The sequence below is a fragment of the Streptomyces sp. NBC_01433 genome (assembly GCF_026340105.1).
In the GTDB taxonomy this organism is placed as follows: domain Bacteria; phylum Actinomycetota; class Actinomycetes; order Streptomycetales; family Streptomycetaceae; genus Streptomyces.
This window is the reverse complement of sequence record NZ_JAPEPM010000003.1, coordinates 551,601-571,637: the sequence shown is the minus strand read 5'-3', so window position 1 is coordinate 571,637 and position 20,037 is coordinate 551,601. Positions and strand designations below refer to the sequence as shown.

General features: G+C 69.0%; 14 protein-coding genes. 8 read left to right on the top strand and 6 right to left on the bottom strand.

What is annotated here, in order from left to right; translation table 11 throughout:
* Window positions 1-15 precede the first annotated feature (15 nt).
* Window positions 16-2,304, bottom strand: coding sequence for a glycoside hydrolase family 3 C-terminal domain-containing protein (locus tag OG413_RS39330; RefSeq protein ID WP_266814162.1), 2,289 nt, complete (start codon window positions 2,302-2,304; stop codon window positions 16-18).
* Between the two features lie 86 nt (window positions 2,305-2,390).
* On the bottom strand, window positions 2,391-3,605 hold the full coding sequence (locus OG413_RS39325; RefSeq protein ID WP_266814160.1) for an MFS transporter: 1,215 nt from the start codon (window positions 3,603-3,605) through the stop codon (window positions 2,391-2,393).
* 209 nt (window positions 3,606-3,814) lie between these two features.
* Between OG413_RS39325 and OG413_RS39320 the strand changes: the two genes are divergently transcribed.
* Entirely contained in the window at window positions 3,815-4,408 is a 594-nt protein-coding gene (locus tag OG413_RS39320; protein ID WP_266814135.1) for a TetR/AcrR family transcriptional regulator, read from the top strand.
* On the opposite strand, the gene OG413_RS39315 is transcribed toward OG413_RS39320, so the two are convergent.
* Window positions 4,383-5,324 (bottom strand): formylglycine-generating enzyme family protein, encoded by a 942-nt coding sequence (locus OG413_RS39315; RefSeq protein ID WP_266814133.1) that lies wholly within the window; start codon window positions 5,322-5,324, stop codon window positions 4,383-4,385. The two genes, OG413_RS39320 and OG413_RS39315, sit on opposite strands and share 26 nt — an antisense overlap.
* Window positions 5,325-5,379: 55 nt before the next feature.
* On the opposite strand from OG413_RS39315, the gene OG413_RS39310 reads away from it, so the two are divergent.
* The 4 genes from OG413_RS39310 to OG413_RS39295 all read left to right on the top strand — a co-directional run bounded on the left by OG413_RS39310 (window position 5,380) and on the right by OG413_RS39295 (window position 10,431).
* On the top strand, window positions 5,380-5,976 hold the full coding sequence (locus tag OG413_RS39310; RefSeq protein WP_266814131.1) for a PadR family transcriptional regulator: 597 nt from the start codon (window positions 5,380-5,382) through the stop codon (window positions 5,974-5,976).
* Window positions 5,973-7,739 (top strand): sulfatase, encoded by a 1,767-nt coding sequence (locus OG413_RS39305; RefSeq protein WP_266814129.1) that lies wholly within the window; start codon window positions 5,973-5,975, stop codon window positions 7,737-7,739. Before OG413_RS39310 ends, OG413_RS39305 begins: the two co-directional genes overlap by 4 nt.
* A 92-nt stretch (window positions 7,740-7,831) precedes the next feature.
* Window positions 7,832-9,190: an MFS transporter gene (locus OG413_RS39300; RefSeq protein WP_266814127.1), complete on the top strand. Its 1,359-nt coding sequence runs from the start codon at window positions 7,832-7,834 to the stop codon at window positions 9,188-9,190.
* Between the two features lie 32 nt (window positions 9,191-9,222).
* Window positions 9,223-10,431: a glycoside hydrolase family 1 protein gene (locus OG413_RS39295; RefSeq protein ID WP_266814125.1), complete on the top strand. Its 1,209-nt coding sequence runs from the start codon at window positions 9,223-9,225 to the stop codon at window positions 10,429-10,431.
* An 872-nt stretch (window positions 10,432-11,303) separates the two neighbouring features.
* Here the strand turns inward: OG413_RS39295 and OG413_RS39290 are convergent.
* From OG413_RS39290 to OG413_RS39280, 3 genes are all read right to left on the bottom strand, one after another.
* Entirely contained in the window at window positions 11,304-11,870 is a 567-nt protein-coding gene (locus OG413_RS39290; protein ID WP_266814123.1) for a dihydrofolate reductase family protein, read from the bottom strand.
* A gap of 724 nt (window positions 11,871-12,594) precedes the next feature.
* The gene (locus OG413_RS39285) at window positions 12,595-12,762 is read right to left on the bottom strand and encodes a hypothetical protein (protein ID WP_266814121.1); all 168 of its coding nucleotides are present in this window, start codon (window positions 12,760-12,762) and stop codon (window positions 12,595-12,597) included.
* A gap of 11 nt (window positions 12,763-12,773) precedes the next feature.
* Window positions 12,774-13,139 carry a hypothetical protein gene (locus OG413_RS39280; protein WP_323138012.1) on the bottom strand — a complete coding sequence of 122 codons (366 nt, stop codon included), beginning with the start codon at window positions 13,137-13,139 and terminating at the stop codon, window positions 12,774-12,776.
* A gap of 534 nt (window positions 13,140-13,673) precedes the next feature.
* Between OG413_RS39280 and OG413_RS39275 the strand changes: the two genes are divergently transcribed.
* From OG413_RS39275 to OG413_RS47040, 3 genes are all read left to right on the top strand, one after another.
* Window positions 13,674-17,054 carry a CARDB domain-containing protein gene (locus OG413_RS39275; protein ID WP_266814119.1) on the top strand — a complete coding sequence of 1,127 codons (3,381 nt, stop codon included), beginning with the start codon at window positions 13,674-13,676 and terminating at the stop codon, window positions 17,052-17,054.
* A gap of 1,035 nt (window positions 17,055-18,089) precedes the next feature.
* Window positions 18,090-19,319 carry a hypothetical protein gene (locus OG413_RS39270; protein ID WP_266814118.1) on the top strand — a complete coding sequence of 410 codons (1,230 nt, stop codon included), beginning with the start codon at window positions 18,090-18,092 and terminating at the stop codon, window positions 19,317-19,319.
* 191 nt (window positions 19,320-19,510) lie between these two features.
* Window positions 19,511-19,990: a transposase gene (locus tag OG413_RS47040; protein WP_323138020.1), complete on the top strand. Its 480-nt coding sequence runs from the start codon at window positions 19,511-19,513 to the stop codon at window positions 19,988-19,990.
* Window positions 19,991-20,037: the final 47 nt, after the last annotated feature.

The window sequence follows — 20,037 nt, the reverse complement described above, 5'->3', positions numbered from 1 at the left end:
TCGCCGCCCCTCGCGTCAGTTCCGGCCCGGGTTCCCGCGGACCTCTGCGAGCAGTTCGTCCACATCCGCGAAGTTCAGTGGCACGATCGGCAGCTTGGCGAGCTGGCTGAGCCTCATGTTCGCGATCATCCGGTAACGGTGGCTGCCCTCCTTCGGGTACGCGTCGCGCATGGTTTCCCGTACGCGCTCAAGGAGACGATCGACGGCGGGGCCGCCGACCGGGTGCGCGCGCCACTCGCCGATAGTCGAGTCGGCGTCCAGGAGGGCGGCGTACGGGTCTCCCTCGACCGTGACCGTCGTGGTCAGGCGGATGTCGCGGCTGGAGGCACCTACGTCGACGCGGTATTCGAGCCCTTCGACGAGCCAGGCGTCGACGCCGATGTCGAAGTACGCGAGGTCCGTGCGGGCTATGCGAAGGGTGACGTCGCGGGTGTCCCCCGGGGCGAGGAGCACCGCAGCGAAAGCCTTCAACTCCCGTACTGGGCGGCGTACTTGCGAGCCCAGTGCACCCACGTACACCTGCACCACCTCGTGCCCGGCGCGCGGACCGGTGTTCGTGACCGTCACGGTGACGTCGAGCCCGGTGGCGTCCTGGGCCACCCGTAGATCGGTCTGCTCGAAGGTCGTGTACGACAGGCCGTGCCCGAAGGGATACGAGACCTCCATCTCGCGGGCGTCGTAGTGACGGTATCCGACGAACAGCCCCTCGCTGTACCGCGCGTGGCTCCGTTCTCCCGGCCAGTCGAGGTGGGCAGGGGTATCGGCGAGGCGCAGCGGGACGGTTTCGGTGAGGCGGCCGGACGGGTTGGCGCGGCCGAAGAGCAGGTCCGCCGTGGCGAGGCCACCGGCCTGGCCGGCCAGCCAGCCCTCCAGGACGGCCGGTACGTCGTCGATCCAGCCGGAGAGGCGGACGACGCTGCCGTTGGCGAGGACCACGACCGTGTTCGGATTAGCCGCCGTCACTGCGGCGAGCAACTCTGTCTGCTCGGAAGGGAGTTCGATGTGGTCGCGGTCGTACCCCTCGGACTCGAAGCTCGGCGGGAGACCGAGGAAGAGGATGGCCACGTCGGCTTCGCGGGCAGCGCGTACGGCCTCCTCGCGCAGACCGGCCACGTCGCCGTCCGGGTTGTCGACGGGGAAGCCGGGCGCGAAGTCGATACGCGCGTCCGGCGCGGCGGTGGTGAGCGCGCTGAGCGCATCGTCCAGCCGGGTCGGGGTGACGCGCGAGCTGCCCGCACCCTGGTAGCGGGGCGTACGGGCGAACTCGCCGAGCACCGCGATGCGTGCGCCGGTGGCCGGGTCGAGAGGGAGCAGCCCGCCCTCGTTCTTCAGGAGTACGGCACCGCGGACGGCGGCCTCGCGGGCGAGGGCGTGGTGGGCGTCCTGGTCGTAGGAGGCGTCCGGGTCGGCATGCAGGACCGCCCTGCGGGCGAGTGCGACGACGCGTGCGGCGCTGACGTCGAGGGCCTTCTCGTCGATTTCGCCGGAGGTCACCGCGGCGACCAGCCGGGCGGGACCGAATCCCGAGGACGAGGGCATTTCGAGGTCGAGTCCGGCGGCGAGGGAACGGGCCCGGTCGACGACGGCGCCCCAGTCCGAGACGACGACGCCTTCGTAGCCCCATTCGTCGCGCAGCAGCTCGGTGAGGAGCCAGTGGTTCTCCGAGGAGTGCACGCCGTTGAGGCGGTTGTAGGCGCACATGACGGTCCACGGTTTCGCCTCGGTGACCACGCGGCGGAAGGCGGGGAGGTAGATCTCGCGCAGGGTGCGGGCGTCGATGTCGGAGCTGACCGTCATGCGGTCGTTCTCCTGGTTGTTGGCGGCGAAGTGCTTGAGGGAGGTGCCGACGCCCTGCGACTGGACGCCGTTCACCCAGGCGGTACCGAGGGCGCCGCTGAGCAGCGGGTCCTCGGAGAAGTACTCGAAGTTGCGCCCGCACAGGGGGCTGCGCTTGATGTTGACGCCGGGGCCGAGGAGTACGTGCACGCCGTGGGAGAGCGACTCGCGGCCCAGCGCCCGGCCGACGCGTTCGGCGAGAGCGGTGTCCCAACTGCTCGCGAGGGTGACGGCGGGCGGGAAGCAGGTGGCCGGGGCGCTGTCGATGATGCCGAGTTGGTCGACCCGGTCGTCTTTCTGCCGGCGCAGTCCGTGCGGTCCGTCGGCGAGGCGGAACTCCGGGACCTCCGCGTGCGGGAAACTCTCGGTGATCCACCAGCTCGCCCCGGTCGTCAGGGTGGCCTTCTCTTCGAGGCTCAGCCGGGCCACCGCTTCTTCGGGGGTGGTGGCTGCCGTGGGGTCGGTCACTGTGTGCTCCTTGCCTGTTCTGATTGCGTGTTCTGATTGCGTGTTCTGAAGGGAAGTCGGGAGTTCTCAAGGAAAGTCGGGGGCTGTCAGCGCACGCTGCGGACCCGCAGGACGGCGATCGCGCCGAGTACCCCGAAGATCGCCGCTGCGGGGAACAGGGCCTCGTAGCCGAGCCCGAGGACGACGGCCGCGGCAACGGCCGGTGCGAGCGCCTGTGGCAGGGCGGCGGCGATGTTGATGAGGCCGAGGTCGCCGGCGAACGACTTGTGGGAAGGCAGAACTTGGGAGATGAGGGCCGTGTCCACGCCCTGGAAGCAGCCGAAGCCGACGCCCACCAGGAACGCCATCACGAGCATCCCGGTCATGGTGGGCGCGGCCAGCGGAACGAGCATGGCGCAGCCGATGAGGGCGGCCGAGGTGACGACGAAGGGTTTGCGTCTGCCGAGCCGGTCCGAGAGCGGGCCGCAGATCAGCGTGGCCGGGAGTATTCCGGCGACTCCGGCGACGGCGAGGGCGGGCACCTTGCCGATGGCCCCGTCCCCGAGGCCGATGTAGTCCTGGAGGATGTAGAGCTTGTATCCGATGACCAGGAAGTACGACTGGAAGGTGCAGAGCCGGCCGATGAAGACCCAGAAGAAGTCGGGGTGCTGACGCGGATTGGGCAGCAGGCCCCGCAGGAACTCGGACGCACGGAACGGCTCTTGCGGCAAGTCCCGGCTCGACCGGTCCGGGTTGAGGGTGACGAACACGGTCACCGCGACGACCGAGAAGGCTGCCAGCAGTACGTACGCCAGGGTGATGCAGGCCTCCAGTACGGAACCCAGGATCTGCCCGAACAGTGATCCGCACATCGAACTGAGCCCGAGCACCGCCGAGTACTGGCCACGTCTGGCGACCGGCACCCGGTCGGGCATCGCGGCGGACAGCGGGGCCATCGCGAAGTTGTAGCCGAGTTGCACGAAGCACCAGGCGGCCTGGATCCCAGGCACGGAGCTCATGAACGCCATGGCGACCAGCGCTGTGCCGCCGGTCAGTGCACCGGCCACGATCCAGGGTGTGCGCCGGCCGAACCGCGTTCGGGTCCGGTCGGAGACCGCACCGGCGATGGGCTGCGCCGCCATGGCGACGATCGCACCGACAGTGGTGACCAGCGCCAGGGAACCGACCTTGTCCTCCGCGCCGACGGTGCGCTGGATCTGGAGGGCCAGCAGGATGCCGGGCACGGCGCCCCAAACGAGGGCGATGCCCAGGGTGGCGGGCCCCGCACAGGCCATCATGCGCCGCAGCGGCCGTCCGCTCACGGTCGGGCCGGTGCCCGGAGCGTCGGGCGGGGCTGCGGATCTCTCAACGGGTCCTTGCACGGGCGGACCTTCTCTCGTCCGGACACAACGGTGTGCACCGGCTGCGGATTGTGCGGGATCATGCGGATGCTGCGAAACAGTACGGCGTACTGTTTTTGAGGACAAGGGTCGACCGGCCTCGAATTCGCTGCGGCACATAGGCTGACCTCGTGAAAGCCAAGAGCTCGTACGCCAAGGGCGTCGCCAAGAGGGAGGAGATCCTCCAGGTCACCCTGAAGATCTTCGGCCGGGTGGGCGAGCGGAACACGACGCTGCGTGCGGTCGCCACGGACAGCGGCATCAGCCTCACCGGCCTGATGCACTACTTCGACTCCAAGGACCATCTCCTCACCGAGGTCCTGCGGGCGAGTGACCGCGCTGCCGAGAGCCGGTACCGGGCCCCGCACGCGGTCCGTGACCCCGGTGAATTCCTGGCCCTGGCGCTGACGGCGAACACCACCGATACCGCCCGCGCTCGGCTGTACATCACCCTGGTGGCCGCCTCGACGGACCCCGCCCACCCGGCGCACGCCTATTTCCGGGAACGGTTCACCCTGCTGCGCGCCACTATCGCCGAGCACCTCGCGGCCGAGGAGGCCGCGGGCCGGATCGCCCCCGGGCTCGACCCGGACTTCACGGCCTCGGCGATCGTCGCCGCGTCCGACGGCATCATGGTCCAGTGGCTGAGTGATCCCACGATCGACATGGCCGAGCACGTGCGCCGGGTGTGGCGCGCGCTCACCGCTCCCCAGGATGTCGGCTGACCGTCCGGAACCCGCAGTTCCCGCTGCTGGAGCCGGGGATATTGCCCGAACGTGCCGCCACCCGGTAGCGGTGACAGTAGGAGCGGTGGCACAGGTACGAGCCGCCGCGCATCACCCGCCGGTCCCCGCTCTCCGGACCCCGGGGGTCCGCGGCGGGCGAGTGCGCGTAGTAGTCCGGCGCGAACCGGTCCGAGCACCACTCCCACACATTCCCGGCCACCTCGTACAGGCCGAAGCCGTTGGGCGGGTAGCTGCGGACGGGCGCGGTCGCGAGGTGGCCGTCGCCGCCCGTGTTCTCGTACGGGAAGCGGCCCTGCCAGATGTTGCACGGCCACCGGCCGCCGGGGAGCAGTTCGTCACCCCAGGCGAAGCGCCGACCTTCAAGGCCGCCCCGGGCCGCGTACTCCCACTCGGCCTCGGTCGGCAGCCGACGCTCCGCCCACGCACAATAGGCGACGGCGTCGTCCCAGGCCACGTGCACGACGGGGTGGTCGGGCTCGGCGGTGGAGAGCGGACCGTGCGGGTGCCGCCAGTCCGCGCCCCGCACCTCCAGCCACCACGGGACAGCCGGGTCGGACCGTACGACGTCGGCCCGACCGGCGGCGACCGCGAGGTGGAACACGGCCGAACTCCCCTCCCGCTCGGCCACGGTGACGTACCCGCTCTCCTCGGCGAAGGCACGGAACATCGCCACGGTGACGGTGGTGACGTCGATGCCGAACGGCGCGACACGCACCGTGTGCACAGGACGTTCACCGTCCCCCGTATACCCCTCATCGAAAGCGTCACCCATCAAGAACTTCCCTCCCTTCAGGGCTACTTGGTCGTGCACGGGAGGCTCTGCAGCCGGCGCGGGGAGCGGTCCGGGGGCGCCGGGCCGGGGAACGGATGCGCAGCATTCCATTGACGTCTCCATGGCCCGAGTATATGAATACGCACATAGGTGAGAACGCACATAGGGAGTCGCCGCGGTGAAATTCGAGTACGTGCTGCTGGGCCTGCTGGCCCGCCGCCCCTACAGCGGCTACGACCTGCGCAAGTGGCTGGAGACCGAGGGTCAGTTCGTGTGGGCGAAGGCGCATCACAGTCAGATCTACCGAAAACTCGCCCAACTGGAGGCCGCGGGCTGGGTTCGGCACGAGATCGACGCACGCGAAGGACGCCCGGACGCGAAGATCTACCGGCTGACCGAGAGCGGGCACGATGCGCTGATGGACTGGGTGCGCACGCCGTACGAGCCCTCGACCCGCCTCCAGGACATCGACTTCACCGCCCGCTTCAGTGTGTCCGCCCCCCTGGACAGGGACACCGCGATCGGCCTGCTCCGCACTGAACTCGACTACCGCCGCGCGCAGATCGCCAAGAACCGCCACCGGGACCGCACCCTGCACTACGAGGACCCCCTGCCGGGCCTCGACCAGGGCCTCGACCGGGAGGTCCAGGAGTCGCTGCACCTGTTGGGCGCGAGGGCGATGGACACCTGGGTCGACTGGCTGGAGCAGACCCTGCGCCGGCTGACCGCGAACCGCACCGATGACCGCTCGACCGGCGAGGAGTCCGCCCGATGAAGGCCATCATGGTCATGTTCGACAGCCTCAACCGCCGCATGCTGCCCCCGTACGGCGGCGACTGGACGCACGCCCCGAACTTCGCCCGGCTCGCCGAACGCGCCGTCACCTTCGACAACGCGTACGCGGGCTCGATGCCCTGCATGCCGGCCCGGCGGGAGATCCACACCGGGCGGCACAACTTCCTGCACCGCAGCTGGGGCCCGCTGGAGCCGTTCGACGACTCCATGCCGGAACTGCTCAAGCGGAACGGCGTCTACACCCACCTCGTCAGCGACCACCCGCACTACTGGGAAGACGGCGGCGCGACCTACCACGGCCGCTACCACACATGGGAGTTCTTCCGCGGACAGGAGGGCGACCCGTGGAAGGGACAGGTGGCGGACCCGCCGATGCCCGAGGATCTCAAGCGGATGCGATTCGGCCCCGGCTACCGGCAGGACTGGATCAACCGGCAGCACACAGCCACCGAGGACCGGCACCCGCAGACCCGCACCTTCGACGCGGGCCTCGAATTCATCGCGGCGAACAAGGACGAGGACCGGTGGTTCGTCCAGATCGAGACCTTCGACCCGCACGAACCCTTCTTCAGCCCGCAACGCTACAAGGACCTCTACCCGCACGACTACGACGGCCCGCACTTCGACTGGCCCGACTACAAGCGCGTGGTGGAGACCGACGAACAGGTCCACCACGGGCGGATGGAGTACGGGGCTCTGCTGTCCATGTGCGACCACTCGTTGGGGCGGGTCCTGGACACCATGGACGAACTGGAGCTGTGGGACGACACCCTGCTGATCGTCAACACCGACCACGGACTGCTGCTCGGCGAGAAGGGCTGGTGGGGCAAGAGCGTTCAGCCCTGGTTCAACGAACTGGTCCACCTCCCCCTGTTCGCCTGGGACCCCCGCACGGCCGCCGCGGGCGCGCGGCGGGAGGCACTCGTGCAGACCGTCGACCTCGCCCCGACCTTCCTCGAATTCTTCGGCGTCGAGCGCCCCCGCGACATGCAGGGCGCACCGCTGCCGATGGCCGCCGACACGCCCGTGCGGGAGGCCGGTCTTTTCGGCATCCACGGCGGACACGTCAACGTCACGGACGGGCGACACGTGTACATGCGCGCGCCCGTCTCACCTGACAACTCCCCTTTGTACGAGCACACGTTGATGCCGACGCACATGCGGGGGCGGTTCTCGCCCGCCGAACTCGTCGGCCTGGAACTGGCCGAACCGTTCGGCTTCACGAAGAACGTCCGCACGGTGCGCGTGCCGGGCCGCACCCTGTTCAACCCATACCACCACGGCACCCTCCTCTTCGACCTGGAGACCGACCCCGAACAGAGCACCCCGCTCGTCGACGACACGGTCGAGCTGCGCATGGCGACCCTGATGATCGAGCTGATGCGAGCCAACGACGCACCGCCCAGCCAGTACGCACGTCTGGGTCTGCCCGAACACGGCCCGGTCACGGACGATCATCTGCTGATACGGACGCAGCGCACGCAGGCCGAACGTGCGACGCAGCCGCTGCCCCGCACGGCGGACTACCCGCAGGGCCGGCTCTCGCTGCGCACCCCGTTCCAGGCGCTCATCGCCGACCCGTTCGCCGTCGAGGTGCTGCGCACCCACCTGCCGGGCGTGGTGGACTCCGAACTGATCCAGATGGTCGGATCGACGCCGCTGATCGATCTCGCGGCGACAGCGGGAGCACTGTTCCCGTCCGGCGCGCTGCACCGCGTCGCCGAGGAGCTCGCCAAACTCTGAACCCGCGGGGGCGCCGTCCCGCGCATCTCTCCCACAGCCCCTCTCTCCGGCCCACTGCCCGCTGCCTCGCCGCACAGAATCGAGAAGGCACCATGACCGAGCTCAGCAGGGACGCTGCGCCCCCCGGCCCGGCTACCAGCTCAACTCCCGTACAGGTCACGGGCCGCAATCGGCAGCTCGCCCTGCTCGGCGGCACCATGCTGGTCGACAACACCGAGGCCAGCCTGGTCAGCAGCCTGTTCCCACTCATCAAGCAGTCCCTCGGCGTCTCACTCGGCGCCCTGGGCATCCTCACCGCGGCCAGCAAGCTCGTAGGCGTGTTCGCCGGCCCGTTCTGGGTGTGGGCGGCACAGCGCTCTTCGCGCAAGAGCGTGCTCGTCGTGGCCACCGGCCTGTGGGGCATCTGGGGCGTGGCCGCCGGCTTCTCCCAGAACTTCACCCAACTCCTCATCCTCTACACGATATTGGCGGCGGGCTACGCCGCCGCCGGCCCGATCATCACCGAGGTCATCGGCGACCTCTTCGGTGGCTCGTCCCGTGGCCGCGCCGTCGGCATCGTGTACGGGACGGTATCGCTGGTCAGCGCGGTGATCGGGCCGATCAAGGGACAGCTCGCGGGTGTGGACGAGGGCTGGCGCTGGGGTCTGTGGGGCATCGGCGCGTTCAACGTCCTGCTCGGTTTCGCCCTGCTGATCTGGTTCCGCGACCCGGGCCGGGGCGCCGCCGAGGAGCAGCTCGCCGACCTCGACCAGGCCACCCGTGAAGCCCATTCAAAGCTCACCTGGGCCAAGGCGTTCTCGCTCCTCAAGATCCGCAGCCTGGTGATCCTGATCGTCTCGCGCCTTTTGTCCGGGCACCTGCTGGTGGTCACATTCGGCGTGGTCTTCCTGGTGGACGTGCACGGTTTCAGCACCCAGAAGGCCACGCTCGTCACCCTGCCCTTCGGTGTCGGCTACTTCCTCGGAACCCTCCTGGGCGGGGCCGCCACCGACTGGGCTTCCCGGCGCAGTCCGCGTTTCGGACCGGTCGCGGTCCTCCAGGCGGCACAGTTCGCCTTCGCCGTCTTCGCCTTCTTCGGCAGCCAGTTCCACTACGACAGCATCCTCGTGTATGGCGTCTTCTTCGCGCTGCTCGGCGCGTCACAGGGCATCAACCCGAGCGTCAACCGGCCGATGGTCATGGCTATTACCCCGCCCGAACTCCGGGGAGCCGCCTTCGCGTTGTACGTGTCCATCGCCGAGGCGATCGCCTGGGCGGGCTACAGCCTGGGCGCGGGATTCCTCGCCGACGCCGTCGGGCTCCGCGTCGTCTTCCTGTGGGTCCTGGTCGTCCTGATGCTGGTGAACGGCCTCTTCCTCACACTGCTCTACCGCCCATACGCCGCTGACACGGCCCGCGTACAACGGGAACTGGACGCCCGGCGCAGGGCCGCCCTGACCGAACTCCGCTAACCGCGAACGACACCCGGAATCGAGAACAGCTCATGACACCCGCACGACGACTTCCCGACGGTTTCCTCTGGGGCGCCTCCACCTCCGCGCACCAGATCGAGGGCAATAACACCAACAGTGACTGGTGGCTCTTCGAGCACATGGAGAACCCCTACATCAAGGAGCCCAGCGGCGACGCCTGCGACAGCTACCACCGCTGGCCCGAAGACATGGACCTGCTGGCCGGACTGGGCTTCACCGACTACCGGTTCAGCATCGAGTGGGCGCGCATCGAGCCCGCTCCGGGCGAGTTCTCCCAGGCTGCGATCGCCCACTACCGGCGCATGGTCGAAGGTGCGCACGAACGCGGCCTGCGCCCCCTGGTGACGCTGCACCACTTCACCACTCCCCGGTGGTTCGCAGAGCGCGGCAGCTGGGCCACCGCCGGTTCGGACGAACTGTTCGCCCGGTTCCTTGCGGCAGCTGCCCCCATTTACGCCACCGGCGTCACACACGTGTGCACCATCAACGAGCCCAACATGCTCGCCTCGATGGCCACCCTCTACAAGGCCCATCTCGCCGGAAGCCAACTGCCCACGTTCGGGCCGACAACGCCGGACGGTGCCACCGCCGAGGCCCTCGTACGTGTCCACGGCCTGGCCGTCGAAACAATCAAGTCCCTTGCTCCACAAGTACTTTGCGGATGGTCCGTCGCAAACCAGGTGTACCAGCCGCTGCCGGGGGCGGAGGACGTCGCGGCGGCCGTCCGGCACCCGCGCGAGGACGTCTTCCTCGAAGCGGCCCGCGGCGACGACTGGCTCGGCGTGCAGTCGTACACCCGCACCCGCGTCGGGTCCGACGGCCCCCTGCCCGCACCGGCGGAGGCCGAACGCACTCTCATGGGATGGGAGTTCTACCCCCGGGCCCTGGGAGAGGCACTGCGACACAGTGCCGCCGTCGCCCCCGGCGTCCCACTGATCGTCACCGAGAACGGCATCGCCACCGCCGAAGACACCCGCCGCATCCACTACACCGCCGGCGCCCTCGACTCCCTCGCCCACGCCATGGACGACGGCATCGACGTCCGCGGCTACTTCCACTGGAGCGCGCTGGACAACTACGAATGGGGCCGCTACACACCCACCTTCGGGCTGATCGCCGTCGACCGCGAGACCTTCGTCCGCACCCCCAAGCCCTCCGCCGCATGGCTCGGCGCCACCGGACGTACCCGCACCCTGCCCCTGGCCCCCCTGTCGGAATAGACGAACTGGAACTTCTGGAGCCAGTGGATCAAGGCCGGTTCAGCCCCACTGCTGCAGTTGCCCCGTCAGCATGGGTAGGTCGTCGGAGCCGATTCAGATGTTCCTGTGGCCTCAGCTTCGCCCGCTCGCTACAGTCCGGACAGCCTCGACACGAGTCGCCGGCGCCATCCAGGTCCGCAAGAACGGCAACCATCCCTTCGGTGCCCTGCTGACCGACGCGGAAGGCCGCGTGCTCCACGAAGCGGAGAACACGGTCGTGACCGACTCCGACGTGACCGCACACGGCGAAACCAACCTGGCCCCCGATACATCACGCGCCCTTACGCCGCAAGAAATATGCCGGCCCCGACGCTGCAAGCCAGCACGGAACCCTGCGCGATGTGCGCGGGAGCCATCTCCTGGAGCGCTGCCCGTGCGGGGATCAGGCGGGCTGGAGGGGGTCGAGGCGGGTGGCGCACCGTCTGCTCATCCAGTCGGCGCCCCGGGGTGCAGGCGTTGGCGCGCGGATAGGCCACGGTCTGTGGACTGCTGTGGTCCCACAACGGCGGCTTCGCCGTGGTACCGGATCGTTCGTGCCCTCGCACCCGGTGCGAGCCGTCTGCTCGGCCGATTGGAGGGAACGGAATGCCCGCTTGGGCCCCGAACATCCCCATGCGCATGCCACGCGCAACGTGATCACCGGATCATTGTTGGCGGATGGCGTGATCGGCAATCGGCGGTGGCAGCCAGCTCGCGCACAATCGTGACTCGGTGATCTCGATGTCTTGGCTGTGAGCGGGCGGTGGACCTGTCCGATGCCGCTGTGAGCATCTGCCTTCCGGAAGGCAGAGCCTTCAAAGATGAGGCTTGGTCTGCCGCGTGGGTGCTGCTGCTCAGCGCCTCGTCTCGTACCTGGTCAGGACCACACCGCCGGGAAACGTCCGCGTCTCCACCAGGTTCAGGTTCACCCAGCTGTCCAGCGCGGTGAAGAACGGCGTGCCGCTGCCCACCAGGACCGGATGGGCGGCGATCAAATACTCGTCGATCAGCCCGGCACGCATGGCCGCCCCGGCGAGCGTTGCGCCGCCGATGTCCATTGGGCCGCCGTCCTCGGCCTTGAGCCGGGTGATCTCTGCGATCGCGTCGCCGGTGACCAGACGGGTGTTCCAGTCGACCTTGTCGATCGTCGAGGAGAACACCACCTTCGGCGTATCCCGCCAGTTCCGCGCGAACTCGATCTCCGCCGGGGTGGCGTTGGGCTGCTGGTCGCCGGTCGGCCAGTAGGAGCTCATCGTCTCCCACAGCTTGCGCCCATACAGCGACAGGCCACTCGCCTGCTCGTGGTCGAGCCACCACTGGAACAGCTCGTCGCTCGGCGGCCCGCTCCAGCCGATGTCGTCGCCGGCCGCGGCGATGTAGCCGTCCAGGGTCAGGTTCATGCCGTAGATCAGTTTCCGCATGGTCCAGCCTTCCGTCCATGAGTGTCCGGCGTATGGACCAGCGTGCTCGGTGCGCGATCTGGGCTCGCCGGTAGCCCTCGTGCTCGGGGCTCAGCGTGGTGTACTCGGCCGACTCGGACAAGCCGTCTGATCTCGACCTCGCCCTCGCGAGGAAATGCCGCGGATTTGAGACTGATCATGGGTGCCAAAGCCGTAAGACAGCCAAGAACCTCCAATTCACGCAAGATCGACATGTCACGAGCGGCGAGATCCAACACAGGGAAGCGGGCCGGAAACACCGGAAGGGAGAACCGGCCCAGAGAAGGCCTGCCGCCCGGCGCGGTCGGGCCGCTGCTCGTACTCCGATCCTCTCGCCGCAACCAGTCCACCGCATCCGGACCTTCCAGGCGCATCGCCTCGGACGGTCTGGAACGCGGGACGTGTCGCAATCCGATACCCCACACTCCGAGCCGCTGACGGGTGGCTGTACTCACCACTACCCGTCACCGCGGTCATCCTCCTCAGCCACGGCACCCGCGCACCGTGCTGGCCATCGCGTACGCGGTGAGGACCGGGGCGGCGGTGGGTGCGCGCTGCCGCTGCCCGGCATGGCCGTCCGGCTCGGCGTGGCCTGGCGCGGAGAGAGTTGGGGTGGACGAATCAGGCCGCTGGAGCGGGCCGGTCGTCCACCCCCAGGAGTCCGCGCTGGTCAGCCTTCGGACAGCCCTGGACGAGAAGGACTGTGTCAGACGCGGAGGCGATAGGGGGCTTGCCCCTCGACCCCTTCATTCACTGTGTCCGCAGGGCAGCCGGGGGCTTGGTTGTGCGGGTGCTGCTGGAGGAGTGCGGGGTTTCTCAGGGTGCGGAGGGTCAGGTAGCGCAGGGTCAGGTAGCGCAGTCGGCGGGCGGGCACGTCAGCTCTCCTCAGGTGTGTCGGACAGCTCCAGGGTGACGGGGCCGTGTTGGTCTTGGCTGCGCTGACGCGGGTGGTGTGCCGGGTGGGGCGCAGGCCCATGTCGGTGAGGTCGTCGAGGTCGTGGAGCGCGCACAGGAGCGCGGCCGCGGCCGTGAGTGGCGGGGGGGGCTGTGGCCGAGCAGGGCGGCGGTGTCGGGCTGGGTGCGGGCTGAGCGGCGGGCGTGGGCGAGGACCTGGCTGTGGTCGGTGACGGTGAGGTCGCCGACCTGGATGTGGTGGACGTGGACGCGCAGGTCGAGGGGGCGGGCCGGTGCCGGCCTCGGGGCGGCGATGGCGGGCAGCAGGCTCGGGTGGGTCAGGTACGGGTGCGTCATGAGGTGGGCTCCAGGGAACGGGGGCCGGGACGACGGTGAGCGGTCCGGCGGGGGTGGGGGTGGCGGGGGCGAGGACGGCCCAGGCGCGTGAGCGGTAGGGGTGGCCCGCGCATCGTCCCGTTTCCCCGCCCCGCTCTGCGCCCCTCCCCCGCTTCCCTCCTTCTTTCCCGGCTCCGGCTCCGGCTCCGGCTCCGGGAGGCCCAACGCCTTCCGGAGCCGGAGCCGTTCCCGTGCGCGGACTTCTCGAAGCTGACCTGCGGGGACGCGTCGTCCAGCGCGTGGGTTCTGTCACGGCTGTTGACAAAGCGGTGACCTGATAGAAACCTGACACCTCGACGACGCAAAAGATGAACTAAAAAGCTCAAGATGTCGGTAGGACGTCGTCATTCATTTGTCAGAGTCCTGCTGGTTTCCTGGCGAGAGCCGCTGTTGTTGTCCCCACCTGCAACCGGACGCCGTGCCCGTCGTCATCCTGTTGCGATACGGGCCGGCAACAGAACGCCGAGCCGTGGCCCAGCGCTTGGAGAGGCCCATATGAGAGGCAAAATCCTGAGCCTGCGGCTGACGGTCGGCATGCTGATGGCCGGACTGATCGCCGTCGGACTCCTTCCCGTCCACGCGTACGCGGCAGCCGCACCGCCACCGAACATCGCTCTCGGTAGAGCCGTGACAGCAGGCGGCGCCCATGGGGCGTACGTCGCCGGCAACGTCACCGACGGAAGCCAGCAGTCCTACTGGGAGGGCCCGGCCGGGGCGTTACCGCAGTGGGTGCAGTTCGACCTCGGTGCAGGAACCCGGGTCGACCGCGTCGTCCTGAAGCTCCCCACCACCTGGGAGGCGCGTTCCCAGACCGTCGGGGTGCTCGGCAGCGGCGACGGCAGCGACTTCACCACGCTCGCCGGGTCCCGGTCCCGCGCGTTCGACCCGTCCGAGGCGAACACCGTCAGCATCGACCTCGCCTCCGTGACAACCCGGTACCTCCGGATCCGGGTGACGGCGAACACCGGCTGGAACGCGGCCCAGCTCTCCGAGGTCGAGGTCTACGGCGAGAACGGTGCCGGACCGGTCGACCCGCCGCCCGCCGGTACCAACCTGGCGCGCAACAAGCCCATCGAGGCGACCTCGACGACGCAGAACTACGTCGCGGCCAACGCCAACGACGACAGCACCGCCACCTATTGGGAGTCCGCCGGATTCCCGTCCGGCCTGACGGTGAAGCTCGGCGCCAACGCCGACGTCACGGCCGTCGTCGTCAAGCTCAACCCCGACCAGGTGTGGGGCGCGAGGACGCAGGCGATCGAGGTACTCGGACGCGAGCAGGCCGCTTCCGGCTTCACCTCGCTCAAGGCACGGGCCGACTACGCGTTCAGCCCAGCCACCGGGCAGAACACCGTCACCATCCCGGTGACCGGACGCTTCGCCGACCTGCGGCTGACCTTCTCCTCCAACACCGGCGCCCCCGGTGCCCAGGTCGCCGAGTTCCAGGTCGTGGGCACGGCGGCCCCCGGCCCCGACCTCACCGTCACCGATCTGACCTGGGAGCCGTCCGCCCCCTCGGAGACGGACCGTGTGACCGTCAATGCCACGGTGCGCAACACTGGCACCGCCGCTGCCGCCGCCACCACGGTCGAGGTCAGCGTCGAGGGCGCCGTGGCCGGCTCCGGCCCGGTCGCCGCGCTCGCCGCCGGTGCCTCGGCGACCGTCCCGGTCCAGGTCGGCAAGCGGCCCATGGGCGAGTACACCGTGTCGGCGGTTGTCGACCCGACCGACACCGTCCCCGAGCTGGACAACGGCAACAACAGCCGTACGGCCTCCGCGAAACTGGTCGTCGGTCAGAGTCCCGGCCCCGACCTCCGGGTCACGGGCATCACCACCAACCCGGCGAGCCCCGCCGCCGGGTCCGCGGTCACCTTCACCGTCGCGGTCCACAACCGGGGGACCACCGGCGCCCCGGCCGGTACGGTCACCCGGCTGACCGCCGGAAGCAGCACCCTCAACGGCACCACGGGCACCGTCGCCGCGGGCCAGACGGTCAACGTGCCGATCTCCGGCAGCTGGACGGCCACCACCGGTGGGGCGACACTCACCGCGACCGCCGACGCCACCGGCACGCTCACCGAGACCGATGAGAGCAACAACGTCTTCGCCCGCTCCCTCGTCGTGGGCCGGGGCGCGGCCGTGCCGTACACCGAGTACGAGGCGGAGGACGCCCGCTACCAGGGCACCCTTCTCACCGCCGACCAGAAGCGGACCTTCGGCCACACCAACTTCGCCACCGAGTCCTCGGGCCGCAAGTCGGTCCGCCTCAACTCCACCGGGGAGTACGTGGAGTTCACCTCCACCAACCCGTCCAACTCCGTCGTCGTGCGCAACTCCGTCCCCGATGCCCCCGCCGGCGGGGGCGCCGAGGCCACCATCAGCCTCTACGCGAACGACGTCTTTGTCCGGAAGCTGGCTCTGTCGTCCAAACACAGCTGGCTGTACGGCAGCACCGACGACCCCGAAGGACTTACCAACCGGCCCGGCGGTGACGCCCGGCGCCTGTTCGACGAGTCCCACGCACTCCTCGCCCAGTCGTACCCGGCCGGCACGAGGTTCCGGCTCCAGCGCGATGCCGACGACCGGGCCTCCTTCTACATCGTCGACCTGATCGACCTGGAGCAGGTGGCGCCCCCGGCCACCAAGCCCGCGAACTGCGTCTCCATCACCGAGTACGGTGCCGTCCCCAACGACGGCATCGACGACACCGACGCGCTCCAGCGCGCGGTGACCGCCGACCAGAACGGGCAGATCCCCTGTGTGTGGATTCCCGCCGGTCAGTGGCGCCAGGAGCAGAAGATCCTCACCGATGACCCGCTCGACCGGGGCCAGTTCAATCAGGTGGGTATCCGGGACGTCACCATCCGCGGCGCGGGCATGTGGCACTCCCAGCTGTACACCCTCACCCCGCCGCAGGAAGCCGGCGGGATCAACCACCCGCACGAGGGGAACTTCGGCTTCGACATCGACGACAACACACAGATCTCCGACCTCGCCATCTTCGGTTCGGGCACGATCCGCGGCGGCGACGGCAACGCCGAGGGCGGCGTCGGCCTCAACGGGCGCTTCGGCGAGGACACCAAGATCAGCAACGTGTGGATCGAGCATGCCAACGTCGGCGTCTGGGCCGGCCGCGACTACTCCAACATCCCCGACCTGTGGGGACCCGGAAACGGCCTCGAATTCAACGGCATGCGGATCCGCAACACCTACGCCGACGGCATCAACTTCGCCAACGGCACCCGTAACTCGACCGTCTTCAACTCGTCCTTCCGCAACACCGGGGACGACGCCCTGGCCGTCTGGGCCAGCAAGTACGTCAAGGACACCTCGGTCGACGTCGGTCACGACAACCACTTCCGCAACAACACGATCCAACTGCCGTGGCGCGCCAACGGCATCGCGGTCTACGGCGGATACGGCAATACCATCGAGAACAACATCATCTCCGACACCATGAACTACCCCGGCATCATGCTGGCGACCGACCATGACCCGCTTCCCTTCTCCGGGCAGACCCTGATCGCCAACAACGCCCTGCACCGCACCGGGGGCGCGTTCTGGAACGAGGACCAGGAGTTCGGGGCCATCACACTCTTCGCCCAGGGCCAGGGCATCCCGGGCGTCACCATCCGGGACACCGAGATCCTCGACTCGACGTACGACGGAATCCAGTTCAAGACGGGTGGCGGCGAGATGCCGGACGTGAAGATCACCGACGTCCGCATCGACAAGTCGGTCAACGGCTCCGGAATCCTCGCGATGAGCGGCGCCCGCGGCAGCGCGACACTGGCCGGCGTGACCATCACCGGCTCGGCCGATGGCGACGTCCGTATCGAGCCCGGTTCGCAGTTCGTCGTCAACAGAACCGGCTGACGCCTGCCCCCTCCCCATCCCGGCACGGCGGCCCGCCCCTGCGGGCCGCCGTTGCCAGGAGGTGCCGTCCGACCCGTTGTCCCCTCCCGGCGCCCGCTCCGACCGCAGAACCACCCGCCTGACGGCGCCCGGACCCCGGGGGACAGCGGCACCCGGCCGTGCTGAACACCCTCGAAGACCGCGACCCTGCCCCCCGGCGAACAGCCGCGGCAGGGAGGCCATTGACCGGCAGCACCACGTAGCCGGCGGCGGCCGGGACGGACAATGGGCGGGCGGCGGGGCGGGCCGGGCATCGTCAACTCCGTTACACGCAACTGGCAACGCTCTTGGGCTGCGGTGGGCCGGGGCCGGCCGTCAGATGTGCGCGTACCTCCCCCAGCAGGCGCATTGCTCCGGCCGGTCAGGACTGCGTAGCAAGGCCGCGTCCGCACGTTCCGCGCAGGCACCGGCTGCCCTCAAAGGCCACACGTCCAGGATCAACTTCCGCATTTCCCGCAGCGCGTGGGACACCCACGGCCGCGACCTCAGCGAAGACGACCGCGCTTTGGTATCCGCACCACGGCGAGCACCGCCCCAGCCCGGGCGTCCTGGCCTGTGCTCGGGCTGTCCCTCCACGGCGGCAGGACTGCCGGCGGGGGGCGTGGCAGGTGCCGGGGGCCGGCACCTGAGGATCGCAACGACGCACGCGTGCCGTCGCACCTACCTGTCTCCGGGCGGTACGACAGCGGTCCGCCCACGCCAGGCATCAGGAGCACCCATGGCCTTCCTCGCCCTCGTCCTCGACACCCACGACTACGACGATCTGTCCGGCCTCCTGCGGGAGGCGGTGATCCGCCGACGGCGGGAGGACCCTCGGGTCGTGGAACCTGGACCTGCTCGCCCAGGAACACAAAGTGCCTGTCTCCGAAGTCCGTTCTGAAGATTCGTTTCACGACCTCGATCAACATCTCGGCCGGCTCGAAGTCATCGGCGGTGCGGTACCGGCCAAAGTGAAGTGCTCATCCTCGACGCCGAAGGTTGGTAGTTTCCTTCAGCATGAAGCGACCGTGGTGGCGCAGGCCGATCATCCTGCTGGTGTGCGTCGGTGCCATGGTCGCTGCCGGCCTCGGCGGCTGGACCCTATGGACCGACTGGCAGGACGAGCGGGTCGTCGACGAGGCGTGCGCCAGCCTCGTCCCCCCGGAGAAGCTGGGTGAACTCCCCTTGTCCGGCGGGCGGATCAGCAGCAATGGTGAATCCATCAATGTGGACAAGATCAGTGGTACCTGCATGCTGGCCAGCACTGAGGCCGGTGAGGTGCGCGGCCAGAGCCACCGTGCGTTTTTCTCCGCCGGGGTGAGCACTGCCTCACGAAGCGCACAGGCCGACGTCGACGATAGCCTCGATACTCTGATCGACGATCAGCGGCGCTACAACTACCCCGACAGCCCGGTGGGCGGGGGCATCGCGGGCCTGATCAGTGACAGCGGTGTCCAGGTCCGGCTCTCCTGCCCTGACGTCAGGGCCGGGAACGGCGAGCCGGTGGGCACCCTGGTGGCGTCCGCCGTTCAGTACGTCGACGGCTACGTTCCGTTGTTCAGCGGCCGTCAGATGGATCAGCGCACCCGCGACAACCTCGCCTCCATCGCTGTGGACGTCGCCAACGCCCTCGCCGCCAAGCTGGGCTGCGCCGAGCGTCTGCCCGACCCGCCTGGTCGACTGCCGGGAACCAACGGCAAGCTGAAGGAGGCGGCTGCGGCTCGGGGCAGTTGCTCCTGGTACGGCCGGGCCTATCGAGAGGACGCGGCCTGGCTGCCCGACGAGGTGCTGGAGACCCGTGCCGACCCACTGGCGTGGCAGGAGAAGTGCGGGTTGGCCGTCAGATCCGAGAAGGCCCTGGAACTGTACCGATCCCTTGACAAGAAGCCGGATCACCGCGCGGCGCTCCGCGAAAACTATCCGGACAAACGTGCCGAGTGGTGGGCCTCCACCCAGTCCTTCTTCGGCGAATTTCCGGATGGTGTCGGCCTGCCGATCGGTGGCGGCGACAGCACCCGGGCCGCGCCGGGCACCGCCGGCCGCGTGGAAGAGGGCACCGCCTGGTGGGCCACTTCGGTCTGCGACGGCAAGCCCGCCGTGCACACCCTCACCTTGGGATACGGCTATGGCAAGGTCGCGGCCCACCTTATGGAGCCGGTCTTCCGCGCCTATGTGAAGGACGTCGCCGAGCGCCGTGGGTGTATGAAACTGAAGTTCCCTCGGTCCGCAGACTTCACCGCCCGCTAGAAGACTCATGAAGATCTTGGGTTCTGGCCCTGCCGCGCGAGCAGCAGGGCCAGAACCGTCGTGTGGCAATGGGCGAGTAAATCGGCGAGAGCGTCGGGCCGGACGTGTGGGAGACGTGTCGGGATCTGAATCCGGCTGGGAGTGTGTTCGCGTTCTTGGCCAAGCATCGGGGTCGGCTGTTTCCGGCTGAGATGTTCGCGGACATGAATCCGTCGGCGAACGGGCGGCCCAGCATCCCGCCGCAGATCCTGGCAGCCGTAATCACGCTGCAGGCCCGGCACGGGCTGTCGGACTTCGAGACGGTCCAGGAACTGCGGTGCGACCTGCGGCGGAAGCCCGCGCGGACTGGGCCTGCACGACATGGCGTTCGATCCGTCGCTGCTGGCCTACTTCCGCCGCCGACTGGCCCGTTCGGCTCGGCTGGGACGGTAAACAGAACCTCCTCCTCCTGTGGCGGAGAAGGTGTCGGCGCCGGTCCGCCACTGACCACGGCACCTGACCAGTGCGGACACCCGCACCGTGGATCGGGGGCAAGCAACCTGATGCGCAACTGGACAAGCAACCTGATCAGTAACTTATTGGGCGACTGGATAAGCAACCCATACGCAACCCCGGTGCCCGGCTCCGCGCGATCTCGCGGTACGGGCCGGAGGCGAAGGCCACCACGGTGAATTTGGCCCGGCGGACGGCCGGCGCCGGTACGGCCCACCGCGCCCGA

Coding starts and splice junctions, on each gene's coding strand:
- OG413_RS39315 (WP_266814133.1), bottom strand. CDS start 5,324: ATGGAGACGTCAATGGAATGCTGCGCATCCGTTCCCCGGCCCGGCGCC.
- OG413_RS39305 (WP_266814129.1), top strand. CDS start 5,973: ATGAAGGCCATCATGGTCATGTTCGACAGCCTCAACCGCCGCATGCTG.
- OG413_RS39300 (WP_266814127.1), top strand. CDS start 7,832: ATGACCGAGCTCAGCAGGGACGCTGCGCCCCCCGGCCCGGCTACCAGC.
- OG413_RS39295 (WP_266814125.1), top strand. CDS start 9,223: ATGACACCCGCACGACGACTTCCCGACGGTTTCCTCTGGGGCGCCTCC.
- OG413_RS39290 (WP_266814123.1), bottom strand. CDS start 11,870: ATGCGGAAACTGATCTACGGCATGAACCTGACCCTGGACGGCTACATC.
- OG413_RS39280 (WP_323138012.1), bottom strand. CDS start 13,139: ATGACGCACCCGTACCTGACCCACCCGAGCCTGCTGCCCGCCATCGCC.
- OG413_RS39275 (WP_266814119.1), top strand. CDS start 13,674: ATGAGAGGCAAAATCCTGAGCCTGCGGCTGACGGTCGGCATGCTGATG.
- OG413_RS39270 (WP_266814118.1), top strand. CDS start 18,090: ATGAAGCGACCGTGGTGGCGCAGGCCGATCATCCTGCTGGTGTGCGTC.
- OG413_RS47040 (WP_323138020.1), top strand. CDS start 19,511: ATGTTCGCGGACATGAATCCGTCGGCGAACGGGCGGCCCAGCATCCCG.